Genomic DNA, 18,203 nt, shown 5'->3' on the forward strand with positions numbered 1-18,203 from the left:
CACCGCATTCGGCTCAGCCTGTGGAGAAAAACTCAGCGTCGAGCCCTGGCGGCCGCCAGCCCGACCAGGCGGGCGACCACCATGGCGACGTAGAAGACCCCGGCGATCTGCTCGATCATCACCATCGAGCGGGCGTTGGGGAGCACGGGCACGATGTCGGAGAGGCCGACCGAGGTCAGCGTCGTGAACGAGAGATACAGCAGGTCGAACCACTGCCGTTGGTCGCCGAACGAGCCCGGCCAGATCACCTGCACCGCGGCGTACAGATAGGCGAAGGCCCAGGCGACCACGGTGAACGCCGCTCCGGTGGCGAAGAGCTCGTCACGGGTCACCACGTCGTCGTGGAAGAGATAGCGGATCATTGCGTAGGAGACGAACAGGTAGAACGGGACGTGGAAGAAGGCCGAGGTCAGCACGACCCAGCCCTCGTTCGGCGCGACGGACTCCCACACCGCGAAGATCGTCGCCGGTCCGCCGAAGATGATGGCCGCCCAGGAGAACGCCGGGGTCATGCGTACCGCCGCGACCGCCGCCAGCAGGAGCAGCAGCTGCAGCACGCCCAGCGCCGCACGGCCCGCGGTGGAGCTGTCGAGGAAGGGGTAGGCGAGGATCGCCACCACCTGTCCGAGCAGGAGTACGGCAGAGGGGTGCTCGCGCATCGACCGGATCACGTTGGCCATAACCGCACAGGTTAAGGGCGGCGCCTGTAGTTTCTAGGCATGCGCGCCGTTGCCGCCCTGGTCCTCGCTCTCGGTCTCGGCTCGACTGCGGCGTGCTCCGGTGATCCCACGCCGGCCGCCACTCCCCCACCACTGAACCCGTCGGGCTCGCCGAGCGCCTCCGCGAGCTCCTCCTCGTCGGCTCCCGCCGCCGTGCTGCCGACGTCCGACCGGGTGCCCGAGCTCGACGTCGAGGTGGTCAACGACGAGCTCGACCACCCCTGGGACGTCGCCGACATCGGCGAGGACCGGTTCCTGGTCACCGAGCGCGACCGGGCGGTCCTGTCTCTGATCGAGGGCGGCGACCGGCGCGAGATCTCCCTCGAGGACAGCGACATCTGGGTCTCAGGCGAGACCGGGCTGATGGGCCTGGAGGTGGACCCCGGCTTCGCCGAGAACCGGCGCATCTACACCTGCCAGGGATGGAACGGTGGCGAGGACGTACGCGTCATCTCCTGGACCCTCGACGCCGGCCTGACCCGGGCAACTCAGGAGCGGACGCTGATCGACGGCTTCCCCACCAGCTCCGGGCGCCATGGCGGCTGCCGGCTGCTGATCAGCGCCGACGGTGCGCTGTGGGTCGGCACCGGCGACGCGGCGAACGAGGAGAACCCGCGCAGCCTCGACTCCCTGGGCGGCAAGACGCTCCGGCTCGACCCGGAGACCGGCAAGCCCTGGCCCGGCAACCCGTGGGCCGGTGACCAGGGGCCCCGGCGCTACATCACCTCGTTCGGCCACCGCAACGTGCAGGGTCTGGCAGAGCGAGCAGACGGCACGATCTGGTCCATGGAGCACGGCCCCGACCGCGACGACGAGGTCAACGAGATCACCCTCGGCGGCGACTACGGCTGGAACCCCGGCGCCGGCTATGACGAGTCGGTGCCGATGACCGACCAGGACCTGCCCGGAAAGCAGATCGAGGCGGCCTGGAGCTCCGGCAACCCCACCATCGCGACCGGTGGCGGCACCTTCATCCCGGTCCAGGAGCGGTGGGGCGCCTACGGCGGGGCGCTCGCGGTCGCGGTGCTCAAGGACCAGGAGCTGCGGATCATCTCCTTCGACGAGTCCGGCAAGCTCGCCGATGACAACTCACCCGAGGTCATGCAGGACCACGGGCGGCTGCGTACGGTCTCGCTGGCCGCCGACGGCGACCTGCTGATCACCAGCGACAACGGCGGCGAGGACGTGCTGCTCCGGGTGACCCCGCGCTGAAGATCACCCGGAGCTGAAGATCACTTGTCTTCGGTGCCCGCGTCGCCCTCCCAGGCCTTGTCTTCCTTCTCCCAGCGCTCGTTGTTCTCCTGCACGTGCTCCAGCGCGCGGGAGGCCTCGGCGTGGGAGGCGTAAGGGCCGAGACGGTCCTTGGCCTTGCAACCCTCGTACGGCTCGACGGTCTTGTGCTTGAGGCAGTAGTAGTACTCGCCCGCGTGCTCGTCGCTCATGTAAGCCAACTTACCGTTGCGCTAGATGTTCGCGTGGGCAACAGCGCTGTTACACGGATTTCAGTAGGTTGCCTCCATGAGCCAGATGTTCGACGCCTATGAGACGCGGGATCCGGCCTATGACGAGATGTTCGTCGGCAGCGAGCTCCGTCCTCCGTATCAACGGCTGGGTGACTCACTGCGAAGGCTCAGCGCGGCGGAGCTGATCAGCCGGGTCGAGGCGATGCAGGCCAGCTATCTCGACCAGGGCGTCACCTTCGACATCGGCGGAGAGGAGCGGGCCTTCCCGCTCGACATCGTGCCGCGGGTCATCGAGCGGGACACCTGGGCGACGATCGACAAGGGCGTCCAGCAGCGGGTCAAGGCGCTGGAGCTGTTCCTCGCCGACATCTACGACGAGGGCAAGGTCTTCAAGGACGGGGTGATCCCGCGCGAGGTGATCACCACCTCCAGCCACTATCACCGCGCTGCCGCCGGGGTGCACCCGCCCAACGGCGTACGCGTCCAGGTCTCGGGCATCGACCTGGTCCGTGACAACACCGGCGAGTTCCGCGTGCTGGAGGACAACGTACGGGTCCCGTCCGGGGTCTCGTACGTCATGACCAACCGTCGTGCGATCTCGGCCGCGCTCCCGGAGACGATCGGCGAGCACCGGATCCGGCCGGTGGCCAACTACCCGCAGAAGCTCCTCGCGGCGCTGCGCGCGGCCGCTCCCGCCGGCGTCGCCGACCCCAACGTGGTCGTCCTGACCCCGGGCGTCTACAACGGCGCCTACTTCGAGCACGCGCTGCTGGCCCGGACGATGGGGGTCGAGCTCGTCGAGGGGCGCGACCTGGTCTGCCGCAACGGGCAGGTGCTGATGCGTACGACCAAGGGGCTGGCCCCCGTGCACGTCATCTACCGGCGCATCGACGACGAGTTCCTCGATCCGGTGCACTTCCGGCCCGACTCGATGCTCGGCTGTGTGGGGCTGATCGACGCCGCCCGGATGGGCAACGTGACGCTGGCCAACGCGGTGGGCAACGGCGTCGCCGACGACAAGCTCGTCTACACGTACATGCCCGACATCATCCGCTACTACCTCGGCGAGGACCCGGTGATCCGCAACGTCGACACCTGGCGGATGGGCGACGCGTCCTCGCGCGAGGAGGTCCTCGACCGGCTCGACGAGCTCGTGCTCAAGCCCGTCGACGGCTCCGGCGGCAAGGGGATCGTGATCGGGCCGGCGGCCTCCGCGCGCGAGCTGGAGGTGCTGCGCGGCAAGATCCTGGAGGACCCCCGCTCCTGGATCGCGCAGCCGGTGGTGCAGCTCTCGACGGTCCCGACCTTCACCGATGGAGATCTCGGGGCGCGTCATGTGGACCTGAGGCCGTTCGCGGTCAAGGATGGCGACAAGGTCTGGGTTCTTCCCGGTGGCCTGACTCGGGTGGCGCTCGCAGAGGGCGAGCTGATCGTGAACAGCTCCCGTGGCGGCGGCTCGAAGGACACCTGGGTGCTCGCCGGACCGACGTCCTCTCGGCCGCACGGCCGGGGTCAGTCTCAAACGCAGGGGGTTGCGTAGTGCTGAGTCGCATCGCCGAGTCGATGTTCTGGATCGGGCGTTATGTCGAACGTGCCGAGGACACCGCGCGCATCCTCGACGTACAGACCCAGCACATCCTCGAGGACGCAGCCACCGACGAGGAGACCGCCTGCCGCTCGCTGCTCGCGGTGATGGGCATCGAGCTCGCCGAGGACGAGAAGGTCGGGCTGCCGCAGATGCTGGACATGCTCGCGTACGACACCACCGCACCGACCTCGATGGCCTATGCGCTCGGCGCGGCCAGGGAGTCGGCCCGCGGGGCGCGGGAGACGCTCTCGGTGCCGTTGTGGGAGGCGCTCAACACCACCTACCGGGCGATCCCGGCCGGCCAGTTCAAGCACATGCGGGCCCCGTTCATCTTCGGTTGGGTACGCGACCGGGTGGCCCAGATCAACGGCACCGCCGACGCCACGATGATGCGGGATGAGTCCTGGCAGTTCCTGATGCTCGGGCGCTACGTCGAGCGCGCGGACATGACCTCGCGGCTGGTCGCGACCACCTCCTTGACGAGCGCCGGCGGGGCGTCCCAGTGGAACTCGACGCTGCGCGCCTGCGGTGCGTACGACGCGTTCCTGCGGGTCAACAAGGGGGTCGAGACCGAGCAGGCCGCTGCCGAGTTCCTGCTGCTGGACCGGATCTTCCCGCGCTCGGTGGTGCACGCGCTGCAGCGGGCAGAGGGGGCGCTGGACACCTTGGAGGGGACGACCCGCCGAGCCGGGTTCACCGACGAGGCCCACCGGCTGATCGGGCGGATGCGGGCGTCGCTGGAGTATCGCTCGCTCCACGATCTCCTGGCGGACCTACCCGCCGAGATGGAGCGGCTCCAAGCCACCTGTGCCGATGCGACCGAGGCGGTCACCAAGCGCTACTTCGCCGGCGCCGAGGCGCTGGCCTGGCAGCCGGTCTGAGGAGTCTGATCGAGATGAGCATGCAGTTCCGCATCGTGCACACCACGACGTTCGCCTACGACGGAGCGGCGGTCGCCTCCTACAACCAGGCGCGGCTGACTCCCCTGACCACGCCCGACCAGATCGTGGTCCATCACCGGATCGACGTCTCGCCCAAGCCGTGGACGTATGAGTACAAGGACTACTTCGGCAACGAGGTCACCGCGATCGAGGTGCTCGAGGCGCATCGGGCCCTGAAGGTCTCCGCGACCAGCACCGTCCAGGTCGACCGGAAGCCCGGGGCGGCGCCGGTGCTCACCTGGGAGGAGGCCGCGCTGCCAGGGGTAGCGGACCGGTTCATCGAGTTCCTGGGCCTGCCCTCGCTGGTCACACCCTCCGAGCCGCTTGCCGTGCGGGCCAAGTCCTTAGCAGCCGACGCCGCGCTTCCCGGTGAAGCCGCGGTAGCGATCGCGCAGGAGGTTGCCATTGAAGCCGCCGCAACCGGTTACCCGGCTCTCGATGCCGCCCACCAACTGCTCGGGGCGCTGCGTACGGTCGGGATCCCGGCGCGCTACGTCTCCGGCTATGTCTATCCCGGGGGCGCCCACTCCTGGGTGGAGTGGTGGGACAACGGGTGGCACGGCATCGACCCCGCGACCGGCACCGAGCCCGGCGACGCGTACGTCGGTGTGGCCACGGGTCGTGACCACACCGACGTCAAGCCGCTGGGCGGGATCTACTCGGGTCCCGAGGAGCCGGCCGTCGAGGTCACCGTCGAGATGACCCGCCTCGCCTAGGCTCGCTCAGAGCGAGCTCTCGGCCGCGAGCCCGTTGATCACCTTCGCCAGCGCGACGTCACGGCTGGTGACGCCACCGGCATCGTGGCTGGTGAGCCGGATCTCGACGTACGGGTAGCGCAGGTCGATGTCGGGGTGGTGGTTGGCCTCCTCGGCCTTCGCCCCGATCGCGTTGACCAGCGCGAGACCGGTGATGAAGTCACCGGTCTCCACGCGGGCGACGATGCTGTCGGCCTCGCCACTGGTGTCGAACGTCCAGCCGGCGAGCTCCTCCTGGGCGACCTGCTCGGCGTTGAGGGTCGTGGTGTCAGGTTCCATGCCCCCACCCTGCCACCGCCGAGGTCGCCGCGTCATCCGGGCCACGCCCGGGCTCACTCCTGGCGCTGCGCGAGCCGGTTGCGTACGCGGTAGACGGCTGCGTGATGGTCGTAGTCGTCGCTCATCACGGCCGCCAGGCGCAGCGGGCCGAGCGCGTCCTCGAGACGGTCCTGGCGCTCCAGGACGCGACCCAGCGAGTGCTGGCTCCAGGCGTCGCTGGGGTCGCGCTCGACGAGCCAGCGCAGCTCGGCCTCGGCCTTGGCGAGCTGGGCGCGCAGCATGTAGGCCCACGCGCGCATGCTCCGCAACCCGATGTTGTCGGGGTCGTCGGCCAGCGCCGGCTCCAGGATCTCCAGCGCCTCCACCGGGAAGCGCCGCGAGAGCAGATCGTGGGCCGTACGGTAGGCCACCTCGTGGGCGCTCTGGCCCGGGCTGAGTTGAATATTGGGCCGAACAGCCGGGGCTACGTACTCGAACTCTTCGTTCTCCGTCATCACACCCTCCGAACGTGATACCCCCACGCGGTATTCCATCTACACCCGCCATGGGAGCACCATTGTGACGGTTAGGAGGTGAACGCGCATGCACGCATCAGTAGGTGACCACCTCGTCGTCATGGGCCCACACGTCGGCGACCACACACGAGAGGCCGAGATCATCGAGGTCAGCCACCCCGATGGCAGCCCTCCCTACCTCGTACGCTGGAGCGACAGCGACCACGAGTCACTCGTCTTCCCCGGTCCGGATGCCCACATCGAGCCCGCCGCACACTAGACTTTTGCTGCGGACGGGCTGGCCGGGCGATCGCGTCGTAGAGATACGTCGAGGAAAGTCCGGGCTCCACAGGACAGGGTGGTGGCTAACGGCCACCCGGGGTGACCCGCGGGACAGTGCCACAGAGAACAGACCGCCTCTACCCTCCAGGTAGCGGTAAGGGTGAAACGGTGGGGTAAGAGCCCACCAGTCCTCGTGGTGACACGAGGAGCTAGGTAAACCCCACCCGGAGCAAGACCAGACAGCGTACGTTTGAGGGCGGTCCGCCCGAGTGCGCGGGTAGGTTGCTAGAGGCCATCGGCAACGATGGCCCGAGATGGATGGTCGCCGACTACAGAACCCGGCTTACAGGCCAGCCCGTCCGCTTTATAGCTTCTGACCTGCGGAGACAGATTTAGAGGCGTCTACTCTGGACCGAGTCTCTGACTTCTTCTCCGAGGGCGGCCTCGATTACCGCCCGTGAACGGTCGTCCGCGTCGCCCATCAGATGGCTGTACGTGTCCCACGTTTCGCTCGCCGACTTGTGCCCCAGGTTGGCCTGGAGCTGCTTGATCGAGCAGCCGCCGTAGATCTGGATGCTCTCGTAGCAACATCGAGAGCATGCTTCGAGAAAACCTTCCTCGACCGCTACGACGTTCAACAGCCGGTGGTCAGACCATCTTGGAGATTGGATCCCTGCCGAGGACCTCGCCGACTTCAACGACCACATCGTCGGACTCATCGAGGTCACCGCGGAGTTTCGGTGACCGCACCGGGACTACGCGACGATGTGCTCGGTTTCATGCAGAGTCTCGCCACCGAGAGGTCTGGCTGACCGTCCTCGGTCCCGGCGAAGCCGAAGCGTACGACGCTATTGCCGGCATGGCCGGGATCGAACCGCTCGGCAATGCGTGGATCAAGACCGAACGATCCGACGCGCAAAGTCCCTCGCGAGCCTTCTCAACCGCAGCCTCGCCCACCGAGCCGAACTCATGCCGGCTCATCGCGGCTTGGTCGTCATCAACGAGCTCGGCGTCGGCCTTTCTGGGTCGCGGACGAGGACTGACGCCCTCAGTCCCCGCCGAAACCCTGTCGCTACCCACGCGCCGCTGCGCCATCCTCTTCGTCATGTCCCTGAACCAGCCCATCACTCGATGAAGCTCGACGGCCAGCGGTGGCGTATGCAGACCAGCCATGTACGCCTCGGCAACCAGACCTACCGAGTCGTACGCCCCGCCCGACCGATGCAGCACGCACCGCTGCACACCACCAGCTGGAACGGCGCCGAGATCTGCCTCGACAAGCCCACCGCAGTCGAGCTCGCCTGCGCGTGGTGGCTCGCCGCCCGCTCGCCGCGTACGTTGATCCACCTGCCACTCCGGGAGAGCCCGCGCGAGTGCGGCACCTGGGCGAAGCGCCGCCGCCTCGACCTGCTGCTCCTCCATCACAGCCTCGCGTTCCCGCCCTCTCGTTGGAAGGAGGTCCGGACCCGCGCCAGGCTCTGGCATCCGCACACCATCACTCTCCCGAAACGACCCTTCCGTGAGATCACGGCCGCCGAGCGGGAACGGACCTACTGGCATCAGCACCGCGACACCCTACGTTCCACCATCGCGGCCGAGACCCTGGTCATCACCGGCTCCCGGCCCGCCTTCGAGCTCGAAGGCGACGGCATCGCCAAGCTCGCCCAGGAGGCACCCGCCGACATCGCCGCCCAGCCCGACGTGCACGTCTGCACCGAACTCGACATCGAGGGGATCTGGCACGGACTGCACATCGAGATCTGTCAAACGCACCGATAGCCACCCGGGTCCACAAACCCGATTGCCCGTGGTGGCGCACCTCTGGGATCCTCCCAGAGTGTCCCAGCAGTCCCCATCGTTGGAGATCGCACCGGCTGTCGAGATCTACTACGACCCCGATTTCGACCTGTGGCCCACATCCAGCGCGGTACCAGGTGCCCACATTTCGCTTTCCGGCGATCTCACCGATGAGCAGATCGGATCCGTAATCCACGCCGGCCTGCACTGGTTCTACTACGACGATGAACAGCACCCAGCCGCAACCATCGAGGAATACCTCGGCCGGGCGGCCAACCGGGAGGCCGAGGGCACCGAGATTGTCGTCTGGGGAGGACCGGCCTTCGCCGACACCAGCACCGGCGTCACGATGATGCCAGGATGCTGTGTCGCGTTCGGCGAGCGCGACGAGGTCTACGACTTCCTCGCCGGGCGGTCAGCGTTCGCCTACCTCGGCCACTCACCCGACACGGGCCTCGCGATCGATGCCGACCAGATCCTGATCACCCAGCACGACGACGAGGACCGCGTCCTGGCCACCATCGAGTGCCCGAGAGACCAACTGGACGCCGCGCTCGCCGTCATGGAGTCCGAGATCGAAGCCTTCCTCGCTGCCCTGCCCGCCTGGACCACCCGGCATGTACCGAACCACGCAACCGCGCTCATCGAAGCCATCACCGAAGGACTCCGGCTATCCGCATTGATCGAGAAGGAGACGCCGTGACGCGTCCAGAGCGGCGACGGTATCTCGTGCTTCACGACTACGGCATGGGCGGCCTCTGGTGGTGGGTACGCGCCGCGACGCCAGAGGAGATTCCTCGTCGCGTGGCCGAGGTCGAGGTCATCGACGATCCCGAGACGATGGCGAAGGCCGACGGATGGGACCTGGAGGAGGTCGATCTCGATGCCGTTGACCAGTACTCACCCCTGTGGGACATGATCCAGACCCGACTCCGCCAGTCCACAGCCACTGGCTTCGCACGGCTGGTCGGCCGTGACCGGGTCTGGCTGCAACGGGTTGAGGAAGAGCAAGGTCTGCGTGAGGTGTACTTCACGGAGCACGGGCCAGACGGACGCCGTGTCCGGCAAGTACGGGTCACCGAAACCGGGGATCGATTTCGCTCGACCGAAGACGACTGGCCATTCAACCCACCCGACGATCTCTATGACCCCGAGCTCGCCGACAAGGAGATCCCCCAGCGCGTCTTCGAAGACGAATGGCACCGCGCCAAGCCGGAGCCGGAGTGGGACTGATCTCTCCGTCGCAGCGCACGCGACTTCCCATCGGGCAGGGGCTTCTGTTCAGGACTACAGTCAGTAAGTGACCTTGGAGCCGCTGCCCAGCTCGAGCTGCAGTGCGCGGGCGAGACGCTCGCCGTCGGACCTGACGTCCTCGGCCAATGCGTCATACCTGCCCCAGTCGACATCGTCACCGTCAAATGCTCGACCGATCGGCAACGTGCGATCCCACCACTTCGCCAGTTCAGTTCGCATCGACGACGAAATCGGAAGCTCGTCTTGGTTGACGTACCACCGTGCATGCGTACGCAACACCGACCCGCCACCGTCGTCGGTGCCCCAGTCGAGCACGAGGTTGTACGGCGCGCTGCAGGTCACCATCGACTGGATGGTGTCGTCGTTGAGCAGCACCTCGAAGTCCGACAGGGAAAGTTCAAACACTCGGGGAAGCCGTACGCCGTTCCGGTTCTGCCCACTGACTCCCCGACGGAGAATCCCAGGAAGGCTGTCGATGTATTCGTCGTAGGCACGATCCGACAGGCGTATGACGAAGGCATCTTCGCTGGTGCCAGCCTCCGGGACCCGCCGTGGTCCCACAACGTCTGACCATGGCACGGTCATCGGCTGCCGCCAACGACGGATCGTCAATCCATCCTCGGCGATTCGCAAGGCAGGGCCGCGACCGAGGAAGGTCTCCGCGAAGCGGATCCAGGAAAACGCGACGATCGCGACGCCGAACGACGCCACAAACCACCCGGTGGCATCACCACCGACGGCTATCAGGACTCCAATCACGCACATCAGCAGCGGAAACACGACCCACAACGGTGACCCAGCCGCAGCCTTGGCCCAGCTGATCCGGACATCCACAGCGCCGTCACGATCAAGCCTTTCCCGAAACTCCGTAACCTGCTTCGCGCCCATGAAATCCTCATCTTCATTCAACCAGGGGATGAGCATCCTGCCAGATGAGTTGGCAAGGCCGCGTGGGACCTGAGCGACCGCTGCAACCCGGCGAAACCGCAGAGACACGAGAGCTCGAAATGCGTCACTTCCGTCGCCACCAGGTCCGTCGGCTCGAGTTCGTGCCTTCCGGCGCATGAACTTCGGGAGCTTTGATCCCCACATGAAATGCGGGCGCTTCGTCTCCGCTCGTCCGTCCCGGTTGGATTGGTCGTGCCCAGCAACATCGGCCCAACCACCCATCCCTCCGACCCGTCACCGAAGCTCGGTCTACTGCGGACATACTGCGGACAAGACTTCCAGGGCCGCCCGCAATCTTCCGCTACTCCCCATCGGAGTTTCCGCAGGTCAGGCGCCAATTACCATCAACGGGTCACCAGCAGCCGTCTGAGCGGGGCACCTTCCAGGCTTACAGGCCAGCCCGTCCGCTTCACCCCTGACCTGCCGAAACGCAGATCAGCGGACGTTGCCGTGCGCCACGGCAACCCCTTCAGCATGAATGCGGTCCCCGATTCCGGGGAACCTGCACATCGACCTCCTCCTCTGTCACGAGATCCCGCTACGGTCCTTGGGCAGCACACGCGCCCAAGCGGCTCATACGACGAGGCCGCAGGAGGGAGCAGCGTCGTGGCAGGCCTCCTCGGTCGACTCGGGGGCTTCTGTGCCCGACACAGCCTCCTCGTCATCGGCGCCTGGGTCCTGGTGCTCGTCACCGTTGTCTTGGCCGTCTCGGGCCTCGGCGCCAAGACCAGCAACGACCTCGCACTGCCCGGCACCGGCAGCCAGGAGGCGAAGGACCTGCTCTCCGACCGGTTCCCGCCCCAGCAGAACGGCGTCAACCCGATCGTCTTCCACGTGAGCAAGGGGAAGCTGACCGACTCCGCCAACAAGCAGGCCGTCGACGACGCGGTGAAGGAGATCGGCAAGCAGCCGCACGTCCACAGCGTCACCAACCCGCTGAGCAGCGACGGACAGACCGCCGGCCTGCTGTCGAAGGACGGCCGAACAGCCTTCGCGCCGGTGCTGATGGACGTCGGATCCGGCGACCTGACGGAGAAGATCGCCGGTGACGTCCTGGGCGCCACCCAGCCAGCACAGGACGCGGGCATCACCACCGCGGCCGGCGGCTCCATCGGCTCGACGCTGTCGACCGACGAGTCCCGGACCAGCGAGGTCGTCGGGATCATCGCGGCGATGATCATCCTCAGCCTGGTGCTCGGGAGCCTGGTGGCGATGGGGCTGCCGATCATCACCGCTGTCGTCGGGCTCGGCGTCGCCCTGGCCACCGTCGGCCTGGTCGGCCACCTCCTCGCGATCCCGTCCGCCGGGCCGACCCTGGCCACCATGATCGGCCTCGGCGTGGGCATCGACTACGCCCTCTTCCTGATCACCCGCCATCAGGACCAGATGCGCGACGGGATGCCGATCCGCGAGTCGATCGCGCAGGCGGTGGCGACGTCCGGCAGCGCCATCGTCTTCGCCGGCTGCACCGTCGTGGTGGCCCTCCTCGCGCTGGGCGTGGCCGGCATCCCGCTGGTCTCCGCACTCGGGTACGCCTCGGCGATGGCCGTGGCGGCCGCCGTCCTGGTGGCGATCACCCTGCTGCCTGCGTTCCTCGGACTGCTGGGCAACCGGATCCGCTGGGCCTCGCTGCCGGCGTTCATGCGTCCAGGACGTCGGCGCGACCAGGGCCTGTGGGCGAGGTGGGCCGGAGTCGTCCACCGCCACCCGTGGGTGGTCGCGGGCGTCTCGCTCGCGGCCCTGGTGCCACTCATCATCCCGGTGTTCAGCCTCGAGCTCGGCCAGGAGGACGTCGGCGCCACCTCGAAGGAGACGACCGAACGGCAGGCGTACGACCTGATCAGCGCGGGCCTGGGTGTCGGCTACAACGGTCCGCTGCAGGTCGCCTCGTCGCTCGACCCGCCTGCGGCCCCGAGCGACGAGTACACCCAGAAGTACGACAAGGCGATGTCGCTCAAGTCCGACCTCGAGAAGAAGCAGAAGGAGCTGCCCGAACAGCAACAGCAGCTCGAGGACGAACAGGCACAGCTGGAAGCCGAGCAGGCGTCCCTGGAGCAACAGAGCGCGCAGCTGCAGGCGCGGCAGGCCGCCCTCGAACAGCAGGCCGACGCGCTGCGCGGAGAGCAGGCGGACCTCGAGCGGCAGGCCGACCGGCTCCGCGCCGAGCAGCGGACCCTAGAGGCCGAGCAGGCACGCCTCGAGGCACGCCGGGACCAGCTGCGGCGCGAGGCGAGGCGACTGGCGGTGCAAGCCCGGCCGCTGGTCCGGGAGCTCGTACGGCTCCGGGCTCACGAGCGCGTCCTGGAACGCCGAGTCGCCCGCGCCGAGCAGGACGGCGACGAAGCCCGGGTGGAACGGTTGCAGGCCCGCCTCGACGCAGTGAAGGCTGAGCAGGCCGCCGTCCAGGAGAAGCTCGCGCCGCTGGAGAGGGAGGCACGCAGCCTCGCCCGGCAGGCACGCCGGTTGCAGGCGCAGGCGCAGCGCCTCCAGCAACAGGCCGACGCGCTGCAACGGCAGGCCGACTCGCTCACCCGGCAGAAGGCCGATCTGGAGCGTCAGGCAGCCTCGCTGCAGGCCCAGGGCGACGAGCTCCAGGCCGAGGCCGACTCGCTGCGCCGGCAGGGGGACGCGTTGGAGCAGCAGGCGACGGAGCTCCAGCAGAAGGCCGACGACCTCAAGGCCGAGCAGCAACAGGCCGAGCAGGAGCAGAAGGAGGCCGAGCAACTGCAGGACGAGCTCACCCAGATGATGACGGCGGCGGGCGGCGACGCACGCGGCACCGATCTCCGCGTGGTGAACCTGCAGAACGGTCTATCCGGCACCAACGGGGTCGCGACCCTCACCCCGCCGCAGATCAACAAGAAGGGCGACGTCGTCCTTCTCTCCGCCGTGCCGAAGACCGCGCCCGCCTCGGACGACACCGCCGACCTCGTCGGGCACGTCCGCGACTCCGTGCTGCCGAAGACAAACAAGGGCGAGGACATCACGTCGTACGTCGGTGGCTACACGGCTTCCTACGTCGACCTGGCCTCCCTCATCTCGGCCCGGCTGCTGCTCGTCATCGGGACCGTCATCCTGCTCGGCTACCTGCTGCTGATGGTGGCCTTCCGCTCGCTGCTCATCCCGCTCCAGGCAGCGGTGACCAACCTGCTCTCGGCGGCCGCCGCGTTCGGCGTCCTCACCGCTACGTTCCAGTGGGGCTGGGGCGTCGACCTGCTCGGCATCGACACGGCGTCGTCGACGGTGCCGATCGCCAGCTACGTACCCCTGATGATGTTCGCGGGCCTGTTCGGGCTCTCGATGGACTACGAGGTGTTCCTCGTCAGCCAAGTCCAGCAGCACGTCCACGAAGGGGCCGAACCCCGGCAGGCGGTCCACTCGGGGCTGGTCTCCAGCGCCCGGATCACCACGGCGGCGGCCCTCATCATGGCGTCGGTGTTCGCCAGCTTCATCCTCGACCTCGACCCGACGATCAAGCAGTTCGGCGTCGGCCTCTCCGTCGCAGTGCTGCTCGCGGGCATCCTCGTGGTCACCCTTGCTCCGGCAGCGCTGGTGATCTTCGGACGCGCTGCCTGGTGGCTGCCCAGATGGCTCGACAAGGTTCTCCCCCACATCTCGATCGAGGGCGAGCCGGCGCCGCAGGCCGGGACTCCGGACGTCCCGGAGACGTCACCCCGGCACCGGGGCGACGAACGCACCGGGGTGTCGTAGGTTCCGTCGTCGGTCAGGTGTTACTGATCGAGGTTTCGGACAGCGACGCCTTCCAGTGCCCTTTTCACTGCCTTCTCCACGGCAGAGGCGGGTACGCCGGCGGGAACGACGAGCATCCCGATCGATGCCTCGCTCTCGTCGGCGAAGGTGCGGTGGACTGCCGCCAGCGCCTGCTCGATCTCCCGTTGCGGGTCGGTGCACTCGCGGCGGAGCCAACGGCGAAGCACCCGGTTATGTGCCGCGACGACTGCCGCTGCCGTCATCTCCGCACGGAGCTCTGCTTCTGGCGAGGCGTCGGCCCAGTGACTCAGGTATCGACGGAAGAGGCGCTGGTAGCGGGCGCCGCTCACCAGCTCACGCTCACGGAGCGCCGGAACGGTGGAGGTCAGCCCATAGCGCTCCCGCGCACGCTCGCCCTCCGCGACGTAGTGGAACAGCACGATCTTGACCGCATCGGTGACGGCGGCAAGTCCGGCGTCCGAGGGTGAGGAACGCAACCGCTCCTCGATCCGGGCGAGAAGCTCGTCGTGGTCGGGGAAGATCACGGCTTCCTTGGAGCCGAAGGAGCGGAAGAAGGTGCTGCGACTGACGCCGGCCTCGGACGCGATGTCGTCGACGGACGTGGTCGCGTACCCCTGGATCCCGAACAGGCGGAACGCCGCGTCCGAGATCTCGTCACGCGCTGCTGCCATCACTCTCCCTTTTGGATCGTTCCCTGGACATCATGCCGCATGACACTTAGTCTCATTCATTGACACTGAAGTTCACAAGGAGTCCCGTTGAGCGCCGAGCCCACCACCGCACCCGATTCCTCGGGCGCCGAGATCGATCTGCACACCACCGCCGGGAAGCTGGCCGAGCTGGAGCGTCGTCTCGACGAGGCCGTCCACGCTGGTTCTGCGAAGGCGGTGGAGAAGCAGCACGCGAAGGGGCGTCAGACCGCGCGGGAGCGGATCGAGATGCTGCTCGATGAGGGCTCCTTCCAAGAGGTCGACGAGCTCGCGCGGCACCGGTCGGTGGCGTTCGGGCTGGAGAAGAACCGGCCCTTCGGCGACGGGGTGGTCACCGGCTACGGCACCATCGACGGCCGCCAGGTCTGTGTCTTCTCCCAGGACTTCACCGTCTTCGGTGGCTCCCTGGGTGAGGTCTACGGCGAGAAGATCACCAAGATCATGGACCTCGCGATCAAGACCGGGTCCCCGCTGATCGGGATCAACGAGGGCGCCGGCGCCCGGATCCAAGAAGGCGTGGTCTCCCTGGGGCTGTATGGGGAGATCTTCAAACGCAACGTCCACGCCTCCGGGGTGATCCCGCAGATCAGCCTGATCATGGGCAACTGCGCCGGCGGCCACGTCTACTCCCCCGCGGTCACCGACTTCACCATCATGGTCGACAAGACCTCCGGCATGTTCATCACCGGCCCCGACGTGATCAAGACCGTCACCGGTGAGGACATCACCATGGAAGAGCTCGGCGGCGCCCTGGCCCACAACTCCAAGTCGGGTGTGGCCCACTACATGGGTGCCGACGAGGCCGACGCCATCGACTACGTCAAGGCGTTGCTGTCCTACCTGCCGTCGAACAACATGGAGGAGCCGCCGGCCTTTGAGGAGGCCGCAGATCTGGAGATCTCGGAGCTGGATCGGGAGCTGGACACCTTCATCCCCGATGGCGGCAACCAGCCCTACGACATGCACGAGGTGATCTCCCACATCGTCGATACCAATGACGATGGCGAGGGGGAGTTCCTCGAGGTCCAGCCCCTGTGGGCACCCAACATCATCATCGGCTACGCCCGGATCGAGGGCCGCCCGGTCGGGATCGTGGCCAACCAGCCGATGCAGTTCGCCGGCTGCCTCGACATAGACGCCTCCGAGAAGGCCGCCCGCTTCGTACGCACCTGCGACGCCTTCAACGTCCCCGTGATCACCTTCGTCGACGTCCCCGGGTTCCTACCCGGCACCGACCAAGAACACAACGGCATCATCCGCCGCGGCGCCAAACTGATCTACGCCTACGCCGAGGCCACCGTCCCCTTGGTCACCATCATCACCCGCAAGGCCTACGGCGGCGCCTATGACGTGATGGGCTCCAAACACCTCGGCGCCGACATCAACCTGGCCTGGCCCACCGCCCAGATCGCGGTCATGGGCGCCCAAGGCGCGGCCAACATCATCCACCGCCGCACCCTGGCCGACCTCGAAGCCTCCGGCGCCACCACCGACCAGGTCGAAGCCAAACGCACCGAGCTCATCGATGAGTACGAGACCACCCTGGCCAACCCCTACATCGCCGCCGAACGTGGCTACATCGACGCCGTCATCCCACCCCACGAGACCCGCGCCGAAGTCACCCGCGCCCTACGCCTGCTGCGCACCAAGCGCGAGACGCTCCCTGCGAAGAAGCACGGCAATATCCCGCTCTGATGTGAGCGCGCGCCGAGTCGGCGCAAACGGACCGCAGCGAAGCGAAGCGAGCGAGGACCGGATTGCGCCGACTCGGCGGCTCCCAACCCAAACCCGACGCAACCCGAGCCAAGAACGAAAGGTGGTCACGGACATGACCAGCCCTGACGAGCAGACGCCGTTGCTCAAGGTCATCGACCACAACGCCACCCCCGAAGAGGTGGCCGCGATCGTGGCCGTCTTCTCGGCCCTTGGCTCAGCCGAGCCCCCGAAGCAGAAGCAGCGCTCCCTCTGGGCCACGCCCAAGCTGCGTACCCCGATCCACCCCGGCCCCAACGCATGGCGCGCCAGCGCGCTGCCGAACTGACCGTCGTAGAAAGCAGAACACCGTGCCTGAACTGACCAAGGTTTTGATCGCCAACCGCGGTGAGATCGCCGTTCGAGTGATCCGTGCGTGCAAGGACGCCGGGATCGGCTCGGTCGCGATCTATGCGGACCCCGACCGTGACGCCCTCTTCGTGCGGCTGGCCGATGAGTCCTACTCGTTGGGTGGTGCCACCCCGGCTGAGTCGTATCTCTCGATTGAGAAGATCATCGATGTCGCCCGCCGCTCGGGTGCGGACTCGGTGCACCCCGGCTACGGGTTCTTGGCCGAGAACGCCGACTTCGCCACCGCCGTGATCGAGGCGGGTCTGACCTGGATCGGGCCCTCCCCCGAGGCCATCGACGCGTTGGGTGACAAGGCCAAGGCCAAGCAGATCGCGTTGAAGGCGGGTGCGCCGTTGGCGCCGGGGCTCAAGGACCCGGTCAAGGACGCTACCGAGATCGTCTCCTTCGCGAAGGAGTACGGCCTCCCGGTCGCGATCAAGGCCGTCTTCGGTGGCGGCGGGCGTGGTCTGAAGGTCGCCCGGACCCTGGAGGAGATCCCCGACCTCTACGAATCCGCCGTGCGTGAGGCCGTGGGTGCGTTCGGGCGGGGTGAGTGTCTGGTGGAGAAGTTCCTCGACAAGCCCCGCCACGTCGAGACCCAGTGCCTGGCCGACAAACACGGCAACGTCGTGGTCGTCTCCACGCGTGACTGTTCTCTGCAGCGTCGCCACCAGAAGCTGGTCGAGGAGGCGCCGGCGCCGTTCCTGTCCGAGGAGCAGAACAAGCGGCTCTATGAGTCGTCCAAGGCGATCTTGCGGGAGGCCGGCTACGTCGGCGCCGGGACCTGTGAGTTCCTGGTCGCCGCGGATGGGACCATCTCCTTCCTCGAGGTCAACACCCGCCTCCAGGTCGAGCACTGCGTCTCCGAAGAGGTCACCGGCATCGACCTGGTCCGCGAGATGTTCCGGATCGCCGCCGGCGAGGAGCTCGGCTATGAGGACCCGGAGGTCCGTGGGCACTCCATCGAGTTCCGGATCAACGCCGAGGACGGCGGCAACAACTTCATGCCCGCCCCCGGCACCCTGACCGAGTGGGCACCCCCGGCCGGACCCGGGGTGCGCCTGGACGGTGGCTACGAGAAGGGCGAGACCATCCCGGGCTCCTTCGACTCGTTGATCGCCAAGCTGATCGTCTCCGG

General features: G+C 67.4%; 18 protein-coding genes and 1 other RNA gene. 13 read left to right on the plus strand and 6 right to left on the minus strand.

Annotated features, from left to right (window positions below; all coding sequences use genetic code 11):
• Positions 1-32: 32 nt before the first annotated feature.
• Positions 33-680 (minus strand): ion channel, encoded by a 648-nt coding sequence (locus ABTW65_RS07010; protein WP_350659244.1) that lies wholly within the window; start codon positions 678-680, stop codon positions 33-35.
• A 39-nt stretch (positions 681-719) separates the two neighbouring features.
• Between ABTW65_RS07010 and ABTW65_RS07015 the strand changes: the two genes are divergently transcribed.
• Positions 720-1,931, plus strand: a complete 1,212-nt coding sequence (locus tag ABTW65_RS07015; RefSeq protein WP_350659245.1) for a PQQ-dependent sugar dehydrogenase — start codon at positions 720-722, stop codon at positions 1,929-1,931.
• A gap of 20 nt (positions 1,932-1,951) precedes the next feature.
• Here ABTW65_RS07015 and ABTW65_RS07020 read toward each other — a convergent pair whose 3' ends face one another.
• The gene (locus tag ABTW65_RS07020; protein ID WP_350659246.1) at positions 1,952-2,161 is read right to left on the minus strand and encodes a hypothetical protein; all 210 of its coding nucleotides are present in this window, start codon (positions 2,159-2,161) and stop codon (positions 1,952-1,954) included.
• A 76-nt stretch (positions 2,162-2,237) separates the two neighbouring features.
• Between ABTW65_RS07020 and ABTW65_RS07025 the strand changes: the two genes are divergently transcribed.
• Genes ABTW65_RS07025 through ABTW65_RS07035 form a run of 3 tightly spaced genes read left to right on the plus strand, consistent with a single transcriptional unit; the run spans position 2,238 to position 5,427 of the window.
• On the plus strand, positions 2,238-3,722 hold the full coding sequence (locus ABTW65_RS07025; RefSeq protein ID WP_350659247.1) for a circularly permuted type 2 ATP-grasp protein: 1,485 nt from the start codon (positions 2,238-2,240) through the stop codon (positions 3,720-3,722).
• The gene (locus ABTW65_RS07030) at positions 3,722-4,651 is read left to right on the plus strand and encodes an alpha-E domain-containing protein (RefSeq protein ID WP_350659248.1); all 930 of its coding nucleotides are present in this window, start codon (positions 3,722-3,724) and stop codon (positions 4,649-4,651) included. The genes ABTW65_RS07025 and ABTW65_RS07030 overlap by 1 nt, the downstream gene beginning before the upstream one ends.
• A gap of 14 nt (positions 4,652-4,665) precedes the next feature.
• A complete protein-coding gene (locus ABTW65_RS07035) occupies positions 4,666-5,427 on the plus strand; it encodes a transglutaminase family protein (protein WP_350659249.1) in 762 nt (253 codons plus the stop codon).
• Positions 5,428-5,433: 6 nt separating this feature from the next.
• Here the strand turns inward: ABTW65_RS07035 and ABTW65_RS07040 are convergent, their stop codons facing one another.
• Both ABTW65_RS07040 and ABTW65_RS07045 read right to left on the minus strand, forming a co-directional pair.
• Positions 5,434-5,745, minus strand: coding sequence for a 4a-hydroxytetrahydrobiopterin dehydratase (locus tag ABTW65_RS07040; RefSeq protein WP_350659250.1), 312 nt, complete (start codon positions 5,743-5,745; stop codon positions 5,434-5,436).
• Positions 5,746-5,798: 53 nt separating this feature from the next.
• Positions 5,799-6,239: a tetratricopeptide repeat protein gene (locus tag ABTW65_RS07045; protein WP_350659251.1), complete on the minus strand. Its 441-nt coding sequence runs from the start codon at positions 6,237-6,239 to the stop codon at positions 5,799-5,801.
• An 88-nt stretch (positions 6,240-6,327) separates the two neighbouring features.
• Here ABTW65_RS07045 and ABTW65_RS07050 point away from each other — a divergent pair, with 88 nt between their 5' ends.
• The 5 genes from ABTW65_RS07050 (at position 6,328) to ABTW65_RS07070 (ending at position 9,551) form a co-directional block, all read left to right on the plus strand.
• A complete protein-coding gene (locus tag ABTW65_RS07050) occupies positions 6,328-6,519 on the plus strand; it encodes a DUF1918 domain-containing protein (protein ID WP_350659252.1) in 192 nt (63 codons plus the stop codon).
• Between the two features lie 14 nt (positions 6,520-6,533).
• Positions 6,534-6,883, plus strand: an RNA gene (rnpB, locus tag ABTW65_RS07055) — RNase P RNA component class A.
• 769 nt (positions 6,884-7,652) lie between these two features.
• Positions 7,653-8,300, plus strand: coding sequence for a hypothetical protein (locus tag ABTW65_RS07060; RefSeq protein WP_350659253.1), 648 nt, complete (start codon positions 7,653-7,655; stop codon positions 8,298-8,300).
• Between the two features lie 22 nt (positions 8,301-8,322).
• Positions 8,323-9,021: a hypothetical protein gene (locus ABTW65_RS07065; protein WP_350659254.1), complete on the plus strand. Its 699-nt coding sequence runs from the start codon at positions 8,323-8,325 to the stop codon at positions 9,019-9,021.
• Positions 9,018-9,551, plus strand: coding sequence for a hypothetical protein (locus ABTW65_RS07070; protein WP_350659255.1), 534 nt, complete (start codon positions 9,018-9,020; stop codon positions 9,549-9,551). Before ABTW65_RS07065 ends, ABTW65_RS07070 begins: the two co-directional genes overlap by 4 nt.
• A gap of 60 nt (positions 9,552-9,611) precedes the next feature.
• Here ABTW65_RS07070 and ABTW65_RS07075 read toward each other — a convergent pair whose 3' ends face one another.
• Positions 9,612-10,496 (minus strand): hypothetical protein, encoded by an 885-nt coding sequence (locus tag ABTW65_RS07075; RefSeq protein WP_350659256.1) that lies wholly within the window; start codon positions 10,494-10,496, stop codon positions 9,612-9,614.
• 630 nt (positions 10,497-11,126) lie between these two features.
• Here ABTW65_RS07075 and ABTW65_RS07080 point away from each other — a divergent pair.
• A complete protein-coding gene (locus ABTW65_RS07080) occupies positions 11,127-14,231 on the plus strand; it encodes an MMPL family transporter (RefSeq protein ID WP_350659258.1) in 3,105 nt (1,034 codons plus the stop codon).
• Positions 14,232-14,251: 20 nt separating this feature from the next.
• Here ABTW65_RS07080 and ABTW65_RS07085 read toward each other — a convergent pair whose 3' ends face one another.
• Positions 14,252-14,923, minus strand: coding sequence for a TetR/AcrR family transcriptional regulator (locus ABTW65_RS07085; protein ID WP_350659259.1), 672 nt, complete (start codon positions 14,921-14,923; stop codon positions 14,252-14,254).
• Between the two features lie 87 nt (positions 14,924-15,010).
• On the opposite strand from ABTW65_RS07085, the gene ABTW65_RS07090 reads away from it, so the two are divergent.
• The 3 genes from ABTW65_RS07090 to ABTW65_RS07100 all read left to right on the plus strand — a co-directional run.
• Positions 15,011-16,657, plus strand: coding sequence for an acyl-CoA carboxylase subunit beta (locus ABTW65_RS07090; protein ID WP_350659260.1), 1,647 nt, complete (start codon positions 15,011-15,013; stop codon positions 16,655-16,657).
• 133 nt (positions 16,658-16,790) lie between these two features.
• A complete protein-coding gene (locus tag ABTW65_RS07095) occupies positions 16,791-17,003 on the plus strand; it encodes an acyl-CoA carboxylase subunit epsilon (protein ID WP_350659261.1) in 213 nt (70 codons plus the stop codon).
• A 22-nt stretch (positions 17,004-17,025) separates the two neighbouring features.
• The coding region (locus ABTW65_RS07100) for an acetyl-CoA carboxylase biotin carboxylase subunit (protein ID WP_350659262.1) at positions 17,026-18,203 on the plus strand (1,178 nt) is incomplete at its 3' end.

The sequence above is a fragment of the Nocardioides sp. NPDC127503 genome (assembly GCF_040302165.1).
Taxonomy (GTDB): domain Bacteria; phylum Actinomycetota; class Actinomycetes; order Propionibacteriales; family Nocardioidaceae; genus Nocardioides.

Coding starts and splice junctions, on each gene's coding strand:
- ABTW65_RS07040 (WP_350659250.1), bottom strand. CDS start 5,745: ATGGAACCTGACACCACGACCCTCAACGCCGAGCAGGTCGCCCAGGAG.
- ABTW65_RS07075 (WP_350659256.1), bottom strand. CDS start 10,496: ATGCTCATCCCCTGGTTGAATGAAGATGAGGATTTCATGGGCGCGAAG.
- ABTW65_RS07015 (WP_350659245.1), top strand. CDS start 720: ATGCGCGCCGTTGCCGCCCTGGTCCTCGCTCTCGGTCTCGGCTCGACT.
- ABTW65_RS07085 (WP_350659259.1), bottom strand. CDS start 14,923: ATGGCAGCAGCGCGTGACGAGATCTCGGACGCGGCGTTCCGCCTGTTC.
- ABTW65_RS07050 (WP_350659252.1), top strand. CDS start 6,328: ATGCACGCATCAGTAGGTGACCACCTCGTCGTCATGGGCCCACACGTC.
- ABTW65_RS07060 (WP_350659253.1), top strand. CDS start 7,653: ATGAAGCTCGACGGCCAGCGGTGGCGTATGCAGACCAGCCATGTACGC.
- ABTW65_RS07095 (WP_350659261.1), top strand. CDS start 16,791: ATGACCAGCCCTGACGAGCAGACGCCGTTGCTCAAGGTCATCGACCAC.
- ABTW65_RS07020 (WP_350659246.1), bottom strand. CDS start 2,161: ATGAGCGACGAGCACGCGGGCGAGTACTACTACTGCCTCAAGCACAAG.
- ABTW65_RS07010 (WP_350659244.1), bottom strand. CDS start 680: ATGGCCAACGTGATCCGGTCGATGCGCGAGCACCCCTCTGCCGTACTC.
- ABTW65_RS07045 (WP_350659251.1), bottom strand. CDS start 6,239: ATGACGGAGAACGAAGAGTTCGAGTACGTAGCCCCGGCTGTTCGGCCC.
- ABTW65_RS07025 (WP_350659247.1), top strand. CDS start 2,238: ATGAGCCAGATGTTCGACGCCTATGAGACGCGGGATCCGGCCTATGAC.
- ABTW65_RS07035 (WP_350659249.1), top strand. CDS start 4,666: ATGAGCATGCAGTTCCGCATCGTGCACACCACGACGTTCGCCTACGAC.